Origin of the sequence: Streptomyces sp. NPDC048504 (genome assembly GCF_043200035.1) — a bacterium.
Lineage (GTDB): Bacteria > Actinomycetota > Actinomycetes > Streptomycetales > Streptomycetaceae > Streptomyces.
Genome location: NZ_JBICXA010000005.1, coordinates 498,697 through 518,234, shown reverse-complemented (window position 1 = coordinate 518,234; position 19,538 = coordinate 498,697). Strand labels below are relative to the sequence as shown.

General features: G+C 72.3%; 14 protein-coding genes. 10 read left to right on the top strand and 4 right to left on the bottom strand.

Annotation, left to right across the window (positions count from 1 at the left end):
- Positions 1 to 74: 74 nt before the first annotated feature.
- From ACGFY9_RS15800 to ACGFY9_RS15785, 4 genes are all read left to right on the top strand, one after another.
- A complete protein-coding gene (locus ACGFY9_RS15800) occupies positions 75 to 464 on the top strand; it encodes a cell division protein SepF (RefSeq protein WP_393754444.1) in 390 nt (129 codons plus the stop codon).
- A gap of 86 nt (positions 465 to 550) precedes the next feature.
- Complete coding sequence (locus ACGFY9_RS15795) at positions 551 to 1,879, top strand: ATP-binding protein (RefSeq protein WP_393754442.1); 1,329 nt, start codon at positions 551 to 553, stop codon at positions 1,877 to 1,879.
- On the top strand, positions 1,876 to 2,202 hold the full coding sequence (locus ACGFY9_RS15790) for a nucleotide pyrophosphohydrolase (RefSeq protein ID WP_327400702.1): 327 nt from the start codon (positions 1,876 to 1,878) through the stop codon (positions 2,200 to 2,202). The genes ACGFY9_RS15795 and ACGFY9_RS15790 overlap by 4 nt, the downstream gene beginning before the upstream one ends.
- Positions 2,203 to 2,413: 211 nt before the next feature.
- Positions 2,414 to 2,887 (top strand): DUF6099 family protein, encoded by a 474-nt coding sequence (locus tag ACGFY9_RS15785; protein WP_393754440.1) that lies wholly within the window; start codon positions 2,414 to 2,416, stop codon positions 2,885 to 2,887.
- A 96-nt stretch (positions 2,888 to 2,983) separates the two neighbouring features.
- Here ACGFY9_RS15785 and ACGFY9_RS15780 read toward each other — a convergent pair whose 3' ends face one another.
- A complete protein-coding gene (locus ACGFY9_RS15780; protein WP_393754438.1) occupies positions 2,984 to 3,151 on the bottom strand; it encodes a hypothetical protein in 168 nt (55 codons plus the stop codon).
- A 211-nt stretch (positions 3,152 to 3,362) separates the two neighbouring features.
- On the opposite strand from ACGFY9_RS15780, the gene ACGFY9_RS15775 reads away from it, so the two are divergent.
- Positions 3,363 to 4,286, top strand: coding sequence for an LLM class F420-dependent oxidoreductase (locus tag ACGFY9_RS15775; RefSeq protein WP_393754436.1), 924 nt, complete (start codon positions 3,363 to 3,365; stop codon positions 4,284 to 4,286).
- 65 nt (positions 4,287 to 4,351) lie between these two features.
- Here ACGFY9_RS15775 and ACGFY9_RS15770 read toward each other — a convergent pair whose 3' ends face one another.
- Entirely contained in the window at positions 4,352 to 5,836 is a 1,485-nt protein-coding gene (locus tag ACGFY9_RS15770; protein ID WP_393754434.1) for an MFS transporter, read from the bottom strand.
- A gap of 174 nt (positions 5,837 to 6,010) precedes the next feature.
- Here ACGFY9_RS15770 and ACGFY9_RS15765 point away from each other — a divergent pair, with 174 nt between their 5' ends.
- The 3 genes from ACGFY9_RS15765 (at position 6,011) to ACGFY9_RS15755 (ending at position 8,625) form a co-directional block, all read left to right on the top strand.
- Entirely contained in the window at positions 6,011 to 6,676 is a 666-nt protein-coding gene (locus tag ACGFY9_RS15765) for a TetR/AcrR family transcriptional regulator (RefSeq protein WP_393754432.1), read from the top strand.
- 163 nt (positions 6,677 to 6,839) lie between these two features.
- Complete coding sequence (locus tag ACGFY9_RS15760) at positions 6,840 to 7,511, top strand: ABC transporter ATP-binding protein (protein ID WP_393754500.1); 672 nt, start codon at positions 6,840 to 6,842, stop codon at positions 7,509 to 7,511.
- A 145-nt stretch (positions 7,512 to 7,656) separates the two neighbouring features.
- Positions 7,657 to 8,625: an ABC transporter ATP-binding protein gene (locus tag ACGFY9_RS15755; RefSeq protein ID WP_393754498.1), complete on the top strand. Its 969-nt coding sequence runs from the start codon at positions 7,657 to 7,659 to the stop codon at positions 8,623 to 8,625.
- A 22-nt stretch (positions 8,626 to 8,647) separates the two neighbouring features.
- On the opposite strand, the gene ACGFY9_RS15750 is transcribed toward ACGFY9_RS15755, so the two are convergent.
- On the bottom strand, positions 8,648 to 11,587 hold the full coding sequence (locus tag ACGFY9_RS15750) for a hypothetical protein (protein WP_393754430.1): 2,940 nt from the start codon (positions 11,585 to 11,587) through the stop codon (positions 8,648 to 8,650).
- Positions 11,588 to 11,849: 262 nt separating this feature from the next.
- Entirely contained in the window at positions 11,850 to 15,089 is a 3,240-nt protein-coding gene (locus ACGFY9_RS15745; RefSeq protein WP_393754428.1) for an ABC transporter permease, read from the bottom strand.
- A gap of 360 nt (positions 15,090 to 15,449) precedes the next feature.
- On the opposite strand from ACGFY9_RS15745, the gene ACGFY9_RS15740 reads away from it, so the two are divergent.
- Together ACGFY9_RS15740 and ACGFY9_RS15735 are read left to right on the top strand one after the other, a co-directional pair.
- A complete protein-coding gene (locus tag ACGFY9_RS15740) occupies positions 15,450 to 16,913 on the top strand; it encodes a 3' terminal RNA ribose 2'-O-methyltransferase Hen1 (protein ID WP_393754426.1) in 1,464 nt (487 codons plus the stop codon).
- Positions 16,910 to 19,462, top strand: coding sequence for a polynucleotide kinase-phosphatase (locus tag ACGFY9_RS15735; RefSeq protein ID WP_393754424.1), 2,553 nt, complete (start codon positions 16,910 to 16,912; stop codon positions 19,460 to 19,462). Before ACGFY9_RS15740 ends, ACGFY9_RS15735 begins: the two co-directional genes overlap by 4 nt.
- Positions 19,463 to 19,538 lie beyond the last annotated feature (76 nt).

Genomic DNA, 19,538 nt, shown 5'->3' with positions numbered 1-19,538 from the left:
CGCAGTTGGGCCGAACGGGTGACAGTGCGCAACAATTGCCGGATGCAGACTGCCAGCGCTACCCAGGACGGAGCATGCCGGTGAACAGCCACGATGTCACCGACGAACAGTGGGAGGGGCTCGCCCAGGTAGTGCCGCTGCGGGGGCGCGACGCCTGGCCGTCCGCCGTGGGCCACCGTGCGATACCCGAGACCGAGCCGCGCCGCCGCTTCGTCGTCCTCCGCGTGAACGTGTTCGGGGACGCCCGCGAGGTCGCGGAGACCCTGATGGCGGGCATCCCGGTGCTGCTCGACCTCACCGGCGCGGAGACCGAAGTCGCCAAGCGGGTGCTGGACTTCAGCACCGGCGTCGTCTTCGGCCTGTCGAGCGGGATGACCCGCGTCGACCGGAACGTGTTCCTGCTCACACCGCCGGGGACCGAGGTGCAGGGGTTGATGGAGGGGGCGGGGGTTCCGGGCGTGTGAGCCGTCCCGGTGGGGCGGTCCCTCGATCGTAGGAAGGTCTCCTGGGCGGAACGGTTCGCCTGACGGCGGAGGCCTACGGTCCGGATATGACCGTGTCAGCACAGTCGCCCCAGTCCTCCGGCTCCTCCCGGCTCCCCGGGCCGCCCGCGTCCTCCCGGTCGTCCGAGTCCGTGCCGCCGCAGGGGCGGTCGCCCGAAGCCGCCTCGCCCCGGGCCCGGCCCACGCCGGAGCCGTCGGCCGGCGTCGCCCCGCCGTCGTCGAGGACGCCCGCGCAGGCGGACCCCGGGCGCGTCGAGGCGCACCCCGACCGGCCGCACCTCACCGAGCTGCGGCTGTCGGCGTTCGCCACGCACCGGGGTGCCGCATTCCCGCTCGGGTCGCTCACCCTCTTCGCCGGGCCCAGCGGCTGCGGAAAGACGAGCGCGCTGCGGGCGTACGAGGCGCTCGCGCGGCTCGGCGGCGGGAGCGAGGTGGGCGACGTGTTCCCGGACCCGGTCGCCTGCGTCCCGGAGCGGGCCCGGCCCGACGCCCAGCGCCGGCGCGGATTCAGGATCGGCTGTACGGCGGACGGGCCCGAGGGCCCGGTACGGCTCGACGTCGCCGTCCAGGCCGAGCCCGAACTGCGCATCGTGGGCGAGCGGTTGACGTCGGGCGGGCTCGTCCTCCTGGAGACCGCGCTGCGCGACCCGTCCCGCCGCTCGGTGCAGGCCGCCTGGCACACGGCGGGTTCGTCACCGGTCACCCGCGCACCCCTGCCGGACGACCGGCTCGGCACCGCCCTGCTGCCGTTGCGCGTCGCCGGCAAGACCGACGGACAGCGTCAAGTCCTCGCCGCCGCCGAGCAGATGGTGGTCGCCCTGCGCTCCGTCTTCGCCTGCGATCCGGCACCCGAGCGGATGCGTGATGCCGTGCCGATCGGCGACGGGCGGCTGCTGCGGGACTGCGGCAACCTCGCCGACGTGCTGTGGCGCACCCGGTCCGAGTGCGGGCGACGGCACGGGCAGCTCGTCACGGCGGTGCGTACGGGGTGTGCCGGGCCTGTGGTGGACCTGCTCGCTGAACCGTTGAGCGACGGCTTGCTCCGTGCGGTGCTCGACCGGGGCGAGGGCCTGCGCACCGGCTTCGAACGGCTCGGTGACGGCGAACTCCGGTACGCGGCCCTGGCGTTGGTGCTGCTCACCGGCCCGGGCGTCCTGGAGGTCGACCCGCCCGGCGAGGTCCCGGCCGCGATGCAGACGCTCACCGTCCTCGCCGACGGCCTCGACCGGGGAGTGGACGTACGGCAGCGGGCCGAACTGCTGCGGCTCGCGGCGCGGATGTGCGAACGCGGGCACATCCGGCTGGTCGGCGCCGTGAGCGACGCGTCCTGGGCCGCCCGGATCGACGGCGTCACAGTGGTAGACCTTGAACCGTGACAGAGCATCTCGACGTGGCGAAACTGCAGCGCAGACTGGCCGAGTTCGCGGCCGCGCGGAACTGGCAGCCCTACCACACCCCCAAGAACCTCGTCTCCGCGCTCAGTGTGGAGGCCTCCGAACTCGTCGAGATCTTCCAGTGGTTGACCCCCGAGGAGTCGGCACGGGTCATGGACGACCCGGACAGCGCGCACCGGGTACGGGACGAAGTCGCCGACGTCCTCGCGTACTTGCTCCAGCTGTGCGAGGTGCTCGGCATCGATCCGCTCGCGGCGCTGGACGCGAAGATCGACCGGAACGAGGGCAGGTTTCCGGCGCCCTAGCCGACAAGTCCTCGCCGTAGGCGACCGATTGGGGGAGTCCGCGCGTCCATTTTCACTCTCCGGAGTCATTCATCTGTCCGCAACCGATTTGTTGTCCACAGATTTCCGCCTTCCTCTGGCTTTTCGTCTCAGGGACTCTCACTCTGGGTAGTGGACAGGGGAGTTCGGGCGGACGTGCGAACAGCACGTCGGGATATGACAGGGGCAGCGCATGGACGCGATGCGGCTCATCGTGACGAGCAGGCGCGCCCTGGCCGGAAGCGGCGGCGTGCCGGAGACCCTGACGGAGGTGTGGCAGGCGCAGGCCCTCGCCCAGGCGATAGGCAGCCGCCTCGCGGTCTTCGGCCCGCCCGAACTCCGGGGCGAGGCACTGGGGCTGACCGAGCTGGCGGGCCGGGGCTGCGGGGTGCTGGACACCCCGGTCCTCGCCATCGAGGACTTACGCGCGGCCCAGCTCACGGAGTTGGGCGACGCGCGGCTCGCCCTGCTGTGCCTGGGCGGTCTGCTCGGGGAGGTCGGCATCGCCCTCGTGGGCATCGCCTGCGCGGCGGACGACGAGGGGACGTACTGGCAGTGCATGGAGGCGATCGACGCGGCGGACGAGTCCCGGGACCGGGTCCTTGAGATGTTGCGAAGACTGGCGGACCGGGAGCAGGCGGCCATACCGGAGCGGGAGGCGGGGTGACGGTGCGGGGGAGCGCCGTGGGGGTTGCGGTTCGTAGGGTCTGCGCGACGCCGTTGTGGCTGGTCGCGCAGTTCCCCGCGCCCCTTTAGTGGCGCTTCACGTGGCCTGTGCTGATTGTGTCGGCTCCGTGGTTCCGGCCGACTGCAGGTCCGCGTCCAGGGCGGAGAGGTCGGCGTTCAGGGACGCCATCAGTTCCTCCATCTGCTGCAACAACCCCTTGGGTTGTGCGGGTCCACCCTGCTGCGGCACGGCTTCTTCGGACATGACGGCCTCCTCGGCCCGTGGCCTCCCCGGCGAGGAGGAGGCGGGAATCCGGGCGGTCCGGCTCCGCCCGAGCCAACGATCATCGACGGGGCCGGTCACTGGCGTGGGCGCCCCCCGTGCGCACGGTTGACGCAATTTCACCCGACCGGGCACGAGAGGGGCCACAGGGACCGGTGGGGTTGACGGGGACCCGAGCGTGCAGGATGGAACCATGGATCTGCGCATCTTCACCGAGCCCCAGCAGGGGGCGACCTACGACACCTTGCTCGCCGTGGCCAAGGCCACCGAGGACCTCGGCTTCGACGCCTTCTTCCGCTCCGATCATTACCTGAGCATGGGCTCGGGCGACGGACTCCCCGGGCCCACCGACGCCTGGATCACCCTGGCCGGACTCGCCCGCGAGACCAAGCGCATCCGCCTGGGCACTCTGATGACGGCCGGCACCTTCCGCCTCCCCGGCGTCCTCGCCATCCAGGTCGCACAGGTCGACCAGATGTCGGGCGGCCGGGTCGAACTCGGCCTGGGCGCGGGCTGGTTCGAGCAGGAGCACACGGCGTACGGCATCCCCTTCCCGAAGGAGAAGTTCGCGCGCCTTGAGGAGCAGCTGGAGATCGTCACCGGCCTGTGGGCGACCAAGCCCGGCGACACCTTCGACTTCCACGGCACGCACTACGACCTGACCGACTCGCCCGCGCTGCCCAAGCCGACGCAGGCGAAGATCCCCGTGCTGATCGGCGGCCACGGTGCGATCCGCACCCCGAAGCTGACCGCGCGGTTCGCCGACGAGTTCAACATGCCGTTCGCCTCGGTCGAGGACAGCGCGCGGCAGTTCGGCCGCGTCCGTGCCGCCGCCGAGGAGGCCGGCCGCAGGGCCGACGACCTCACGTACTCCAACGCCCTCGTCGTCTGCGTCGGCAAGGACGACCAGGAGGTCGCCCGCCGCGCCGCCGTGATCGGCCGCGAGGTCGACGAACTCAAGGAGAACGGCCTGGCGGGCACCCCGTCCGAGGTCGTCGACAAGATCGGTCGCTACGCCGAGATCGGCGCCGAGCGCATCTACCTCCAGGTCCTCGACCTCGCCGACCTGGACCACCTGGAGCTGATCTCGGCCCAGGTGCAGACGCAGGTGGCGTAGTCCCGTCGTAGGACCGGTAGTTGTGCTGTGCGGGCGGGGTGTGTCGGCCCCGCCCGCACCGGGCCCTAGCTCGAACTCGGCGCCCCCGCGCCCGCGGTGGCCGTCGCGGGCACGCCCGCGGTCACCGGCTTCCGTCGTCCCGGGAGGAACGCGGCCAGGAACAGGGCCGCCAGGGACGCCGCCGAACCGATGCCCATGATCACGCGGAAGCCGTTGTGGGAGGGGACGGTGAGGGAGCCGAAGGTCGTCGTCATGTGAGCCAGTACGACTCCGGCGACGGCGCTGGAGGCGGACGTACCGATCGAGCGCATCAGGCTGTTGAGGCTGTTCGCGGCGGCCGTCTCGGACAGCGGCACGGCGCCCATGATGAGCGCGGGCATCGCGCCGTAGGCGAAACCGACCCCGGCGGAGATCACACAGCACACCACCACGACCTGCCAGACCGCGGCCATCATCACGACCCCCAGCCCGTAACCGGCGGCCACGATCAGCGCGCCCAGCATCAGGGTGACCTTGGGGCCGGCCGCCGCTGAGATCCGGGCGGAGAGCGGTGCTGTCGCCATCATCACCAGGCCGGAGGGTCCGAGCGCGAGCCCCGCCGCGAGCACGGTCTGGCCGAGGCCGTAGCCGGTGGACGTGGGGAGTTGGAGCAGTTGGGGCACGGCCAGTGACATCGCGAACATGGCGAAGCCGAAGACCACGGACGCGAGGTTGGTGAGCAGCACCTGGCGGCGCGCGCTGGTGCGCAGATCGACCAGGGGCCGTACGGTACGCAGCTCCCACCAGCCCCACACCAGCAGCACCGCGACTGCCATGGCGAACAGGCCCGTTGTCGTGCCGCTGCCCCAACCCCAGTCCGCTCCCTTGGAGATGGCCAGCAGCAGACACACCAGGCCGATGGACATCCCGACACCGCCGACCACGTCGAACCGGCCGCCGCTGCGGACCGCCGACTCCGGTACGAGCGTCACGACGAGGGCGGCCACGACGGCGCCGAGCACCGCGGCCGTCCAGAACAGCACGTGCCAGTCCGCCTTCTCGGCGATGAACGCGGCTGTCGGCAGCCCGAGCGCACCGCCCACCCCCAGTGACGCACTCATCAGCGCGGTCGCCGATCCCAGCCGCTCGGGCGGGAGTTCGTCCCGCATGATGCTGATGCCGAGCGGGATGACGGCCATCGAGACGCCCTGGAAGGTCCGCCCGACGATCATCGGCACGAGCGAGTCGCTGAGCGCGCCGATCACGGACCCGACGATCAGCAGCACCAGGCTGAGCAGCAGCATCCGCCGCTTGCCGTACATGTCCCCGAGCCGCCCCACGACCGGGTTGGCGACGGCACCGGCGAGCAGGGTCGCGGTGATCGCCCAAGTGGCGTCGGACGGCGAGGAGTTCAGCAGCTTGGGGAGTTCGGGCACGATCGGGATGATCAGCGTCTGCATCAGCGAGACGGTGATCCCGCCGAGGGCCAGGACCCAGACGACAGCGCCGGAGCGGGACGAACCGACCCCCTCGACGGGAACGGGTGGGGAGGGGGAGCTGGACGCGGACATGGCTGAGCCTCCGGCTGATGCGTGCTGGTGCGTGCGACACGGGGCTGAACGAAATGAGTCTGACATGTTTTTCGTATGACGTACGCAAAATAGCCGGAGCCCGGATCGAGAGGTACCGGAGCGGTAGCCTTCCCCTGTCCGGGCACGGCTGTCGCGGACGGAGAGGCACAGCGGATGACGCAGGTGGTGACGGGTTCCGGCCGGAGGGGCAGGGGGCGCCCGCCCCGGCTGTCGCGGGAGCGGATCATCGAGGGCGCGGTCGAGGTACTGCTCGCCGAACCGGCCGTCTCCCTCACCATCAAGCGCGTGGCCGACGTCGCCGGCGCCGCCCCCATGGCCCTCTACCGCTACTTCCCGGACCGCGACGCCCTCCTCCAGGCCACCGCCGATCACGTCCTGGAAGTCATGGAGCGCGCCCCCATCGCCGACGGCCCCTGGCCGGACCGCCTCCGCGCCTGGATGCGGGCGGGCCAGGCCAACCTCCGCCCCTACCCGCAGCTCATGCCGTACATGACGACGACCCGGCACCCCGCCTGGCTCCCTGGCCTGACCCGCCTGCGCGAGATCCTCACCCCGGCCGGCCTCTCCGCCGAGGACCTGGCCCTCGCCGTGGCCCTCATCTCCTCCACGATGCTCGGCCACGTCGTCTACGACGGCTACCGCAGGCCCGACGAGGAGATGACGGCCCTGCTCGACGACGCCCCTGGCCCCGACCCCGCGACGGACGCCCTGCGCCCGCTCCTCGCCGGTCTGCCCGCGGCCCACGCCCGCCTCTACGACACGATCGTCGACCAGACGGTCACAACGGTGGAACGGCTGGCGGGCGGGGCATCGGGGTGAGACGGGCGGGGAGTCGTTCCGCCTTGCGGGAACGGGGACTTGGGCGGTCGGCGTACCGTACGGTGCGGTTGCGGGACTGGGGCGAGGCAGGGGAGGGCGTGTGAGCGGGCAGTTCGGTGGGCGCGGCGCTGTTGCGGATGCCGGGGCGGCGGCGGGCGGCGCGATGGTGGTGGTCGAGGATCTGCGCCGTACATATGGCAGTGGTGACACGGCTGTTCACGCCCTGCGCGGTGTCTCCTTCAGCGTGCCACGCGGTGAACTCGTCGCTCTCCGGGGGCGTTCCGGGTCCGGGAAGACCACCGTGCTCAACCTGGTCGGCGGGCTCGACACTCCGGACGCCGGCCGGATCACCCTGGACGGTACGGACCTGGCCGGGCTCGGTGACGACGGGTTGCTGGCGCTGCGCCGGGACCGTATCGGTTTCGTCTTCCAGTCCTTCGGGCTCATCCCGATCCTGACCGCCGCCGAAAACATCGGGGTGCCGTTGCGCCTGCGGAAGGTCCCGGTCCGTGAACGCGAGGCCCGCGTCGACCTGTTGCTGTCCCTGGTCGGTCTCTCCGACCACGCGGACCAGCGTCCCGGTGAGCTGTCCGGCGGCCAGCAGCAGCGGGTCGCGATCGCCCGCGCGCTCGCCAACAACCCGGCCCTGATCATCGCCGACGAACCCACCGGCCAGCTCGACGCGGACACCGGTCTCACCGTGATGGACCTGCTGCGTGCCGTCGTCCGCAGCGAGTCCGTCACCGCGCTCGTCGCCACCCACGACACCCAACTCCTCGCGCTGGCCGACCGGGTGCTGGAACTCCGTGACGGGCGGATCGTCGAGGACGACTGACGGGATCGCCGGTCTGCCGCATTACCCTGACCGCAGTTCCGACGCCACCATTCCGGCATCGTTATCCGCAGGCCTCATTCCATCTCCTCTCATCTCCTCGGGGGACCGTGTGGCAGTTCACCAACAGCCCACCGGGGCACCGGACTTGGACGAGCTGCGCCGACGGGCCGTCGCGGCCGCCGCCCCGCGGCGCGAGGACGGGCTGGTCGTCTGCGAGAACCTGGTGCGGATCTACCAGACCGAGGGCGTCGAGGTGCAGGCCCTCCAGGGACTCGATCTGGCCGTCGCCCAGGGCGAGATGATCGCGGTGATCGGGGCCTCCGGTTCCGGCAAGTCCACCCTGCTGGGCATACTCTCCGGCCAGGACGTGCCCACCGCGGGTGCGGCCGAGGTCGCCGGGCACGACCTGCTGGCGATGAAGCGCCGCGAGCGGCTCGACTACCGTCGGGGGACCGTGGGTTTCGTCTGGCAGCAGACCTCCCGGAACCTGCTGCCGTACCTCTCGGCGGCCGAGAACGTGATGCTCCCGATGACGTACACCGGGATCAAACGGTCCCAACGCCGGGCGCGGGCCGAGGAGTTGCTCGACCTGCTGTCCGTCGGACACTGCCGGGACCGTACGCCCGACACGCTCTCCGGCGGTGAGCAGCAGCGGGTCGCGGTCGCCGTGGCCAACGCCAACGAGCCCCGGGTGCTGTTCGCCGACGAGCCCACCGGCGAACTCGACACCGCCACCAGCGACGAGGTCTTCGCCGCGCTGCGCCGGGCCAACGAGGAGTTGGGCGTCACCGTGATCGTCGTGACCCACGACGCGTTGGTGTCCGAACAGGTCCAGCGGACGGTACGGATCCGCAACGGCCGTACGTCCACCGAGGTGTTGCGCCGGGTCGCCACCGACGAGGACGGCGTCGAGGTGCTCACCGCCGAGGAGTACGCGGTGCTGGACGCCAGCGGTCGGCTGCAACTGCCGAGCGAGTTCACCGAGCGGCTGCATCTGCGCAAGCGGGTGCGGCTGGCTCTGGAGAGCGATCACATCGGCGTGTGGCCCGATGAGGCGGCGCGGCGGGCGAAGTCCGAGGCGGACGGCACTGGCGGTACGGAGAGTGTGCAGTAACTGATGTGCCCCCAGGGGGTGTTCAGGTCAGGCGAAGTACGGCTCCCAGGCGGCGCCTGCGGGCGAGGACCGTCTCGGTCGCCGCGGCCGCCAGGATCAGGGCGGTCACGCCGGCGACGAGGGCGAGGGTCAGTGAGTAGTCGGTGTGCAGGGCCGGTTGGGCCGGGCCGCCGGTGAACTGTCGTAGGTCCAACGTCCCTGCCAGGAGCCGGGGTTCGAGCAGGCCCAATAGTGTGCCGCCCACTGCTGAGGCCACCGCCAGCGGCAGTAGTTGCAGGAAGTGGATCGCCCCGGCCTCCTTGCCCCCGAGCCCGAGCGTGCGCAGGAACGAGGTGGTACGGCTGCGTTCGTGGGAGGTGAGGGTCAACTCCAGGGCGAGCGCGAGCAGGCCGGACAGCGCGGCCAGGACCGAACTGGTCGTGTAGATCGTGCCGAGGCCCTGCGTGAGGCCGTCCGCGCGCAGGGTGCTCAGCGCCTCGGTGCGGACGCGGATCTGAGCCAGCGAGCCGAGAGCTCTGGCTGCCGCCGACCGCAGTGCCGTGGCACCGCTGCCCTTGAGGAGCAAGACGGTGCTGCCGGAAGCCTGTTGGGGCAGCAGATGATCGGCGGCGGCAGTGGTGATCAGCACCGGTGTTCCGGCCGGGACCTGCGCCGTGATCGGGCCGAGGAGGGGGTCGCGCAGCTCGGCGGTGGTGAGGGTGCCGACCGGTTCGAGGGTCAGGTCCACCGAGGGTTGGCCCTGCGTCACGATGGTGGTGGTGAAGCCGCCGGTGCGCTCGCTCGCCCGGAGGCCGGGGGAGAGGAAGGACGGCAGCGGGGTGCTCGCGCCGGTCCGGGTTCCCGGCGGCGTGGTCAGACCGGACCGTAGGGCGTCAGTCAGCGGTGACTTCGGGGCGAGGGCGGCGAGTTGGCCGGGGTCCACGGTGATCACGGCGACCTGGGAGACGACGGCGCCGTCGGTCTGTCCCGCGAGGTCGAGGGTGCGTAGGTGCTGGAGAGCGGTTCGTATTTCGGTGGGGGTGCCGGTCTCCGAGGCGGCGTGCGTGGTCCCGGCGGAGGGGGCTGGGGTTCTGCCAACGGTCTTGGTTTTGGCGGGAGTTACGATCCCGCCCCCACCCTTCGCCGTCCCGGCCGGCGTCACGATCCCCGCCACCGTCGCGCTCGCGTCCGCACCGGTGGTCCACGCCGCGCCCGTGGCCAGCCCGTCGTCGACCGTACGCTGCACAAGGCCCCCGAACACCGCCGTGCCCAGGGTCAACACCAGGACGAACAGGGCCAGTCCGGTCGCCGGGGCGTCATGCGCGGCCCGGGCCGCGCCGACGAAGCCCACCACGCCCCGGCCGCGACGGGTCTGCCGTAGCACCAGGCGGAGTACGAGCGGGTAGACGCGCAGCAGGATCAGTACGACGGCCAGGGCCACCAGTACCGGTACCGCGCCCAGGATCCCGTCGGGTCCCTGTGAGCGGAGCGCGAGCACGCCCGCCGCCGTCGCGAGCAGCACTGTCAGTTCCAGGACCACGCGTCGGCCTACGGCGGTTCTGCGGCGCGTGCGGCGCAGTCGGCCGGGGCGGCGGGGTTCGCGGACCGCCAGCCAGGTCATCAGGGGCACCGTCAGCAGCACCACCGCGGTGACGAGGGCGGCGGGCAACGGTTGGGGTGATCCGGATGTGCCGGTGGGGGCGAGGGCCCGGCCGGTCGCCCAGCCGAGCAGCGCGGCGATCAGCACCACCGGCCAGGCCACGGCGCATCGCAGCAGGACCAGTCGCGCGGTGGACGCGCCCCGCGCGCGCTGCAACCGCAGGTGTGGCTGCCGTCGGCGCAGCAGCAGGCGTACCGCTACGGCGATGGTGGCCAGCGCGACCGCGGCGAGCGCGTCGACGGCGTACGTCGCGAGGGCCCGGGCCTGTCGGTCCTGGGCCGTGAACGTGGTGAGCAGCGGGGTCAGGGAGTCCGTCACCAGCAGGGACTGGGTGGACTGGCCGCCGATCTGGCAGCTGATGTCGCCGGTGACCCAGTCGCTGCCCTGGCACAGGGCGGCGCTCAGGTCCGCGCCGTAGTGGGACAGCGGGCCGGTCAGCGCGCGGGCCCGGTCGAGCGCCGCCCCGGACAGGTCGGCGCGCAACTGCCAGGTCACCCGGGGGCCGCCCACCCCGGCGCCGGCCAACAGGTCGGCGGCGTCGCGGCCGACGAGGCCGCGGACGGCGAGCACGGTGCCGGTGGAGCGTTCCGCCGGGTAGCGCGAGGGCTGGTCCAGGGTCTCCCGGCCGGTCCAGAAGTCGTCGGTCGCGGTCGTGGTGCGGTAGACGCCGCTCACCACCAACTGGGCTTGTGGCGCGGAGGTTTGTGCCCCGGGCGTCTTGGCGAACTCCAGACTCAGCCGGCTGCCGGTCCGGACGCCCAGCGCCTGCGCGGTGGCCTGCGACAGGCCGATCTGGGGTGCGGTGGTCAGCGGGGTGTGGTCGGCGGGCGCGCGACCGCTGACGTAGCGGAGATGGGGTCGCGCGGACGGCAGGTAGCTGACGGTCAGTTGGGTGCTGGTGCCCGCCGGGCCCGGCGGGCGGGGTGAGCGCAGGGAGGCCGGGTCGTAGTCGTAGCTGCCGCCGCCGGTGAAGGACAGGTGCCGCGCGGCTCCGCCGCTGAGCGGGTGGGTGAGGGTGCGGCCGGCGGCGAGCAGGGTGGCCATGTCCACAGCGGGCGGTGAGGTGTTGAAGATCTCCGGTGTGGTGCTCAGGCTGATGAGCGGGGCTTGGGCCTGCGCCGCGTCGACACGTTGCCGCAGCGCCCGGTCCTCCTGGCGGCCCGCGAGGGCGGGAGCCCACGCGCACAGCGCGGTCAGCACCAGGACGAGTACCGCCAGGCAGACCAGCATCGGCAGGTCACCGCGGGTCTCCTTGCGAATCAGCCGCCGCGTCACGGCCGGGCCGGGCTTCACGGGGCGCGTCACCGTCTCGCGCGTGTCCATGGTTCGGGTCACCGTCCGCCCTTTCCGGTCGTCCCCGGTTCCATGGGTTGCGTCAACTCCGCGTCTGCGCCTGTGGGTCGGGTCACCGTCGGGCCTTTCCGGTCGCGCCCGGTCCCATGGGTTGCGTCAACTCTGCCTCTGCGCCGGCTGGTTGCGTCACCGCTCGGCTCTCCGGTTGTGTCAGGCTCCTCGGGGCGCCTCAACTCCCCGCGCGTGCACACGGGTTGAGTCACCGTCTGCCCCCTCCGATCTGGCTCCCGGCTCAACGGTCCTCCCCCGCCCGCAACACCCGCACCAGATCCACCCGGGCCAACAGCCGCGCCAGTCCCAGCACAACCGCGCTGATGGCCAGGGCAGTTGCCACCGCGGTCAGCGTCACCGTGCCCCAGGGAATGACCTGCGGCAGCGGCGGATAGGGAGCCTGGCCGGTGTCGTCCACGGTGACCAGTGGCAGCACCGCCGATGCCAGCGCCATCCCCATCAATGCCCCTGGCACCACGGCGAACAGCGCCAACCCCACCTGTTCGGCGCCCAGTAGCGCGGACAGGCTGGGGGCGCGGACGCCGATCGCCCGGAGGAGGGCGAACTCCTTGCGGCGCTGTCTGGTGGAGACCACCGCGTGCACGGTGAAGGCGATGACCGCGAATCCGGGGGCCAGATAGCGGACCAGTTCCAGCACCCGGCGCAGCCCGGCGCGGAACGGGTCGGCCTGCAGGGACGCGGCGGTGCGTGCCGTGGTGGTGACGCCGCCCAGCGCGGGCTGGGCCTCGACGGCGGCGGCCGTACGCTCGCTGTCGGTGCTGTTCAGCCACCAGAACGCGGGGTCCTGCTGGTCGGCGCCGGCCAGGGTGAGCGCGGTGGCGAGTCGGCGCTGGTCGGCGATCAAGTGGCCCTGGCCGCGGCCCAGTCCGGGTGGTGAGTCGACGCTGCCCACGATCCTGGCGGTGATCCGGCCGCCGCCCAGGTCGAGTGTGGTGGTGCTGCCCAGGTGCAGGCGGGCGGCGCGCAGCGTGGAGGTGTCGGCGTGTACCGGAAGCGGTGCCGGACCGCCCGCCGGGCCCGCCACGAGCCGTACTTGGCTGCCGGGCCGGGTGGCGTAGTCGCTGTCGGACAGGCCGCCGAGGGAGTCCGAGATCGCCTGGGAGGGGCGGATGCCGGTGCTGACGGTGGTCCGGATCACGGCCGGGCCGCCGGGCTCGATCGCGCACACCCCGGGGGTACCGGGGTTGTAGGTGTCGGTCAACTTCCCTTTGCAGGCGCCCTCGGTGGAGTCGGCGGCGTGGTCCGTGCCGTCGGACCAGGCCTGCCCGCCGGGTAGTTGGGAGACCCAGGCGTCCGCAGTGTCCGAACCACCGGCACTGCCGCGCGCGCCGATCCGCGTCAGGTCCAGGTCCAGCCGCGCCGGACGCATGTTCGGCTGCGGCAGGACACTGACCGCGGTCACCGTCAGCGGATACGCGCGCGGGTGGCCCCCGCTCAGCGCCACGGCCAGCGGGACCACGACGGTGTGCCGCGCCCCGTCGGCGGCGGGCAGGCGCGCCGATACGACGCTGACCAGGCCGGACGCGTCCTGCACGGTGAGTTCGAGGCTCGGCGCCACGCGGTCGCCGTCGCTGCGCAGCCGCTCGTCCAGCAGCAGCGCGGTCGGCCGCCCGGGGAGCCGTAGGCCGGGGACGACCGGTGACGGGGTGCGGGGCGCGGGCCCGCCGATCGTGCCGACCAGGTCCTCGGTGGCGCCGCCGGGCAGATTCACCGTCGACCGCGTCACCGGTGTCACGGAGGTCACCCCCGGCAGTGCGCGATAGGCGGAGCCCAGCACGGCGGAGGGGTAGCCGTCGTCCGCCGACGGGTCGATCCGCACATCCGCGCCGACCGTGAACGCGGCCTGCTCGGACGCGAGTCCGCCCAGACAGGCCAGCGCGGTGGTGGCGAAGGCGCTCACCGACACGGCCAGGCACATCAGCACCACCGGCCCCGCGTTGCGCGCGGCCCGCCGGCTCAACTGCCAACCTGCCAGGGCGAGTACGAGCCCTCGGCTACGCCGCCCGAACGCGTCCAGCAGCAGCGACGTCAGCGGCAGCAGCCGTAGCAACAACAGCGCGGCGGCGCCCGCCACCAGGGTCGGCACGAGGACCAGCACCGGGTCCGCGGACGCGCTGCCGGTGCCCACGTCCGCGATCAGCGAGTGGTGCCGCCGCAACTCCAGGTACCCCAGCGTCGCTACAGCCAGCAACGCCAGGTCGGCGCCCAGCCGTTGCGCGGCGGCGGCCCGCGCGCCGCGCGCCGGCCGCGACCGCGCCGACGGCAGCACGGGCAGCAGCACCGCCGCCGCGTGCACCAGCAGAGTCAGTCCTACGGCCGCCCACGCGTCGGCGCCCCGGGTGCCGGGGTGCAGCAGCCCGGCCAGGAAGGGCGCGGCCACGGCGGCCGGTATGCCGGTGAGCGCCCACTCGGCCGTCGCGCCACGCAGCAACCTCAACGTGCCCGCGCCCCGGGCCTGTTGGAGGGCCAGCTCGTCGCGCCGGCGTTCGGTCAGCTGGCGGGCGGCCAGTACCAGGGTGGCCAGGGCGAGGACCGCGAGCAGCACGCCGGGCAGGTACAGCGAGGAGCGGGCCGCGACCGTCGGGACCGTCAAGTCGTCGATGGCGCCAGGCAGTCCGGAGGCCACAGTCAGGTCGTCCAGCGACGGCTGCCGTCCGCCGAACACCGAGACCCCGCTCTGGCTGCCGGAGAAGGCGCGCAGCCGGTCGTGCAGTCCGGCGAGGCTGTCGGCGTCGAGCCGGGAGAGGTCGGGCTGCACGCTCCAGTGGGCCGTCAGGTGTCCGTTGAGGACGGCGCTGCCGTTGAGCGCCGACGCCGAGACCACCAGCAGGTTCTGGTCGGCGGTCTCGCCCTCGGTCAGGTCGCCGGCCATCGCGGGCCAGAACCCGACGGCACCGGTCGCCCGGAAGACCCCGGTGACCCGCAGCGTCATGGGGCGACTGAACGCGTCCTGCACCCGAAGGCTGGAACCGGGCCTGATACCAAGGCGTTTGGCCAGCGCGTCGGGCACCGCCGTGTCGACCGGCGCGGTGGACCCGGTGGCGACCGGCACCTCGGGCAGCGAGGTGAAGGCACCGGCCGGGGCATCGGCCGTACCGGCGGGCCACCGCCCGGCCGTCAACTCCCCGAACCTGCCCCCGTCTTGAACCGCGACCGGATGCAACCCGCTGCCCCCGGGCCCGCGTGGCGGCCCCACGACTCCGTCAATTCCCGTCACGGAGACCGGAGACGTGCCCAGCAGCCCCACATACGTCCGCTGCGGCACCCCGGCGAACACCCGCTCCGCGGCGGCCCGCACGTCCCGGTCGGCGGCGGCCATCCCCCCGGCCCGGTAGGCCGCGTTGACGTTCACCTGCGCGTTGGGGTCAGCGGCCAACCGCCGCACGGCCCCGGCCTGCACGGAACTCCCCGCCAGCGCCGCGAGCGCGGCCAACGCCGTCGCACACAGCAACACGGTCACGGAAACAGCGGTCAGCACCAGCCCGTGCTGAGTGGCTCGCCTGGCAACTGCCGGAATCTGCCGCCGAGTTGGCCCCGGAGCGTCCGGGCGCCGCCGCGACGAGGAGGTGAAGGCCGTGGCGACCACATGAACCCCCGCAGAATCGAACATGTGACGGTGACGGCGCGCCACAGTCCTACCAGCCGTGCCCCGACGCCGCAAGAAACGCTGATCGTCACGGCCGCCCGATGGGGGAGCGCGCGGGGAAAATGCCTGAGTACGTGAGGGATGTTCGCTGTACGTTGTGCGGGCGCCCCGAGTTCCGCGGTGGCGCGCTTCCCCAGTTCAGAGGCTCAGTAGACGTTTCGAGGCATACCCACCGTGTTCCTGACCATCAGCACCACCGGCACCCCCGAACGCCCCGCCACCGACCTCGGTTTCCTGCTGCACAAGCATCCCGACAAGGCGCAGGCGTTCTCGACGTCCTACGGCAAGGCGTACGTCCTCTACCCCGAGGCGGATCCCGCGCGGTGCACGGCGGCGCTGTTGCTTGAGGTCGACGCGGTGGCGCTGGTCCGGCGCGGCAAGGGCAAGGGGCGCGGCGGCGCGCCCGACGCGGCGCTCGCGCAGTACGTCAACGACCGTCCGTACGCGGCCTCTTCCCTGCTCGCCGTGGCTCTGAGCGCGGTCTTCTCCAGCGCCATGCGGGGCGTGTGCAACGCCCGCCCCGAGCGCGCGGAGCAGCCGCTGCCGCTGCGCATCGAGGTGCCCGCGCTGCCCGCGCGCGGCGGTCCCGGTCTCGTACGGCAGCTCTTCGCGCCGCTCGGCTGGACGGTCGCCGTCGAACCGGTCGCGCTGGACGCCGAGTTCCCCGAGTGGGGCGACTCGCGGTACGTGAGCCTCGTACTGGAGTCGGAGACGCTGACGCTCGCCGAGGCGCTGCGCCACCTGTACGTCCTGCTGCCCGTGCTCGACGACGCCAAGCACTACTGGGTCGCGTCCGACGAGGTCGACAAACTGCTGCGCGCCGGTGAGGGCTGGCTACCCACGCACCCGGAGCAGAAGCTCATCACCAGCCGTTATCTGTCCCGCCGTTGGTCCCTCACCCGGGACGCGATGGAGCGGCTGGAACTCGTGCGGCTCGCCGAGGCCGACGACAGCGAGGTCGAGGAGATCGACAACGCCGTCGAGCCGGAGACCGAGGCCGAGGAGAAGCCGACGCCGCTCGCCGTGCAGCGCCGGGACGCGATCGTCGAGGCGCTCAAGACGTCCGGTGCCGGCCGCGTGCTCGATCTCGGGTGCGGGCAGGGCCAGTTGGTGCAGGCGCTGCTCAAGGACACCCGGTTCACGGAGATCGTCGGCACCGACGTGTCGATGCGCGCGCTCACCATCGCGGGCCGCCGCCTCAAGCTCGACCGCATGGGGGAGCGGCAGGCCTCGCGCGTCCAGCTCTTCCAGAGCTCCCTCGCCTACACCGACAACCGCCTCAAGGGCTACGACGCCGCCGTGCTCAGCGAGGTCATCGAACACCTCGACCTGCCCCGGCTGCCGGCCCTGGAGTACGCGGTGTTCGGCGCCGCCCGCCCGAGGACGGTCGTCGTCACGACCCCGAACGTCGAGTACAACGTCCGCTGGGAGACCCTCCCCGCCGGACACGTCCGGCACGGCGACCACCGCTTCGAGTGGACGCGCGCCGAGTTCGGGGAGTGGGCGGGGAAGGTCGCCCAACGGCACGGCTACGACGTCGAGTTCGTACCCGTCGGACCCGACGACCCCGAGGTGGGCCCGCCCACCCAGATGGCCGTGTTCAGCGTAAGTACCGCGAAGGAGGAGAAGGCAGCATGACCGAGACCCAGACCAAGGGGCGCGTCCTGCCCGTCACCGACCTCTCCCTCGTGGTGCTGATCGGCGCCTCCGGCTCCGGCAAGTCCACCTTCGCGCACCGGCACTTCAAGCCGACCGAGATCATCTCCTCCGACTTCTGCCGGGGCCTGGTCTCCGACGACGAGAACGACCAGAGCGCCACCCGGGACGCCTTCGACGTCCTGCACTACATCGCCGGCAAGCGCCTCGCCGCAGGCCGCCGCACGGTCGTCGACGCGACCAGCGTGCAGCAGGACAGCCGACGTCAACTGATCGACCTGGCCAAGCAGTTCGACGTGCTGCCCATCGCCATCGTGCTCGACGTGCCGGAGGAGGTGTGCGCCGAGCGCAACGCCTCCCGCGTCGACCGCGCCGACATGCCGCGCCGCGTCATCACCCGGCACACCCGCGAACTCCGGCGCTCCCTGCGGGGCTTGGAGCGCGAGGGCTTCCGCAAGGTGCACGTCCTGCGGGGCGTCGAGGAGATCGACCACGCCACGGTCGTCACCGAGAAGCGCTACAACGACCTGACCCATCTCACCGGCCCCTTCGACATCATCGGCGACATCCACGGCTGCGCCGCCGAACTGGAGACCCTGCTCGGCAAGTTGGGCTACGACGACGGTGTCCACCCGGCGGGCCGTACGGCCGTCTTCGTCGGCGACCTCGTCGACCGCGGCCCGGACTCGCCCGGTGTGCTGCGCCGCGTGATGTCCATGGTCGGCTCGGGCAACGCGCTGTGCGTACCGGGCAACCACGAGAACAAGTACGGCCGTTACCTGAAGGGCCGCAAGGTCCAGCACACCCACGGCCTGGCCGAGACGATCGAGCAGATGGAGGAGGAGACCGAGGAATTCCACGCCCAGGTAAGGGAGTTCATCGACGGCCTCGTCAGCCACTACGTCCTCGACGGCGGCCGACTGGTGGTCTGCCACGCCGGTCTGCCCGAGAAGTACCACGGCCGCACCTCCGGCCGGGTCCGCTCGCACGCGCTCTACGGCGACACCACCGGCGAGACCGACGAGTTCGGCCTGCCCGTGCGCTACCCGTGGGCCGAGGACTACCGGGGCCGCGCGGCCGTCGTCTACGGCCACACCCCGGTCCCCGAGGCCACCTGGCTCAACAACACCATCTGCCTCGACACGGGCGCCGTCTTCGGCGGCAAGCTGACCGCCCTGCGGTGGCCGGAACGGGAGTTGGTCGACGTACCGGCCGAGCAGGTCTGGTACGAGCCGACCCGCCCGCTGCTCACCGAGGCACCCGGCGGCCACGACGGCCGCCCGCTCGACCTGGCGGACGTACACGGCCGCCGGGTGGTGGAGACCCGGCACGCCGGGCGGGTGTCGGTCCGCGAGGAGAACGCGGCGGCGGCCCTGGAGGTCATGAGCCGCTTCGCGGTCGACCCGCGCCTGCTGCCGTATCTGCCGCCGACGATGGCTCCTACGGCGACCTCGCACGTCGACGGCTACCTTGAGCACCCGGCGGAGGCGTTCGCGCAGTACGCCGAGGACGGGGTCGCGCGGGTCGTGTGCGAGGAGAAGCACATGGGTTCGCGGGCGGTGGCGCTGGTGTGCCGGGACGCGGAGGCGGCGGCGAAGCGGTTCGGTGTGGACGGCGGGCACGGGGTGACGGGTTCGCTGTACACGCGTACGGGCCGTCCCTTCTTCGACGACCCGGCGGTCACCGAGGAGATCCTCGGCCGACTGCGGACGGCGCTGGACGAGTCCGGTCTGTGGGCGGAACTCGACACCGACTGGGTGCTGTTGGACGCGGAGTTGATGCCGTGGTCGTTGAAGGCGTCCGGGCTGCTGCGCGGGCAGTACGCGGCGGTCGGTGCGGCGGCCGGTGCGGTGTTCCCGGGTGCGCTGGCCGCGCTGGAGGGTGCCGCCGGGCGGGGTGTCGACGTGGACGCGTTGCTGTCCCGGCAGCGTGAACGCGCCGCGGACGCCTCGGCGTTCACCGACGCGTACCGTCGCTACTGCTGGACCACGGACGGCCTCGACGGTGTCCGCCTGGCCCCGTTCCAGATCCTCGCGGTCCAGGGCCGCAGCCTCGCCGGACTCCCGCACGACGAACAACTCGCCCTGCTGGACCGGCTGGTGGAGCACGACAGCACGGGCCTGCTGCAGACCACGCGTCGGCTGTACGTCGACACCGGTGACCCCGAATCCGTACGGGCCGGTGTCGACTGGTCGCTGGAGATGACCGGGCGGGGTGGCGAGGGCATGGTCGTCAAGCCGGTCGGGGCGGTCGTCCGCAGCGCGGCGGGTCGACTCGTCCAGCCCGGTATCAAGTGCCGGGGGCGTGAGTACCTGCGGATCATCTACGGTCCGGAGTACACGCGTGCCGACAACCTCGCCCGGCTGCGGGGGCGGTTCCTCAACCACAAGCGGTCGCTGGCGATCCGGGAGTACGCGCTCGGTCTTGAGGCGCTTGACCGGCTGGCCGAGGGGGAGCCGTTGTGGCGGGTGCACGAGGCGGTGTTCGGGGTGCTGGCGTTGGAGTCCGAGCCGGTGGATCCGCGGCTCTGAGCAAGTGGGCGGTGGAACAGTCCGCTCTTCGGGGTGCCCGGCCGGTTCTGGCCGGCACCCTGCCGCCGGGGCACCA

Bases quoted from the DNA above. Each gene is read 5' to 3' on its own strand.
- ACGFY9_RS15795 (WP_393754442.1), top strand. From the start codon at position 551: ATGACCGTGTCAGCACAGTCGCCCCAGTCCTCCGGCTCCTCCCGGCTC.
- ACGFY9_RS15800 (WP_393754444.1), top strand. From the start codon at position 75: ATGCCGGTGAACAGCCACGATGTCACCGACGAACAGTGGGAGGGGCTC.
- ACGFY9_RS15750 (WP_393754430.1), bottom strand. From the start codon at position 11,587: ATGGACACGCGCGAGACGGTGACGCGCCCCGTGAAGCCCGGCCCGGCC.
- ACGFY9_RS15775 (WP_393754436.1), top strand. From the start codon at position 3,363: ATGGATCTGCGCATCTTCACCGAGCCCCAGCAGGGGGCGACCTACGAC.
- ACGFY9_RS15780 (WP_393754438.1), bottom strand. From the start codon at position 3,151: ATGTCCGAAGAAGCCGTGCCGCAGCAGGGTGGACCCGCACAACCCAAG.
- ACGFY9_RS15770 (WP_393754434.1), bottom strand. From the start codon at position 5,836: ATGTCCGCGTCCAGCTCCCCCTCCCCACCCGTTCCCGTCGAGGGGGTC.
- ACGFY9_RS15785 (WP_393754440.1), top strand. From the start codon at position 2,414: ATGGACGCGATGCGGCTCATCGTGACGAGCAGGCGCGCCCTGGCCGGA.
- ACGFY9_RS15735 (WP_393754424.1), top strand. From the start codon at position 16,910: ATGACCGAGACCCAGACCAAGGGGCGCGTCCTGCCCGTCACCGACCTC.
- ACGFY9_RS15760 (WP_393754500.1), top strand. From the start codon at position 6,840: ATGGTGGTGGTCGAGGATCTGCGCCGTACATATGGCAGTGGTGACACG.
- ACGFY9_RS15765 (WP_393754432.1), top strand. From the start codon at position 6,011: ATGACGCAGGTGGTGACGGGTTCCGGCCGGAGGGGCAGGGGGCGCCCG.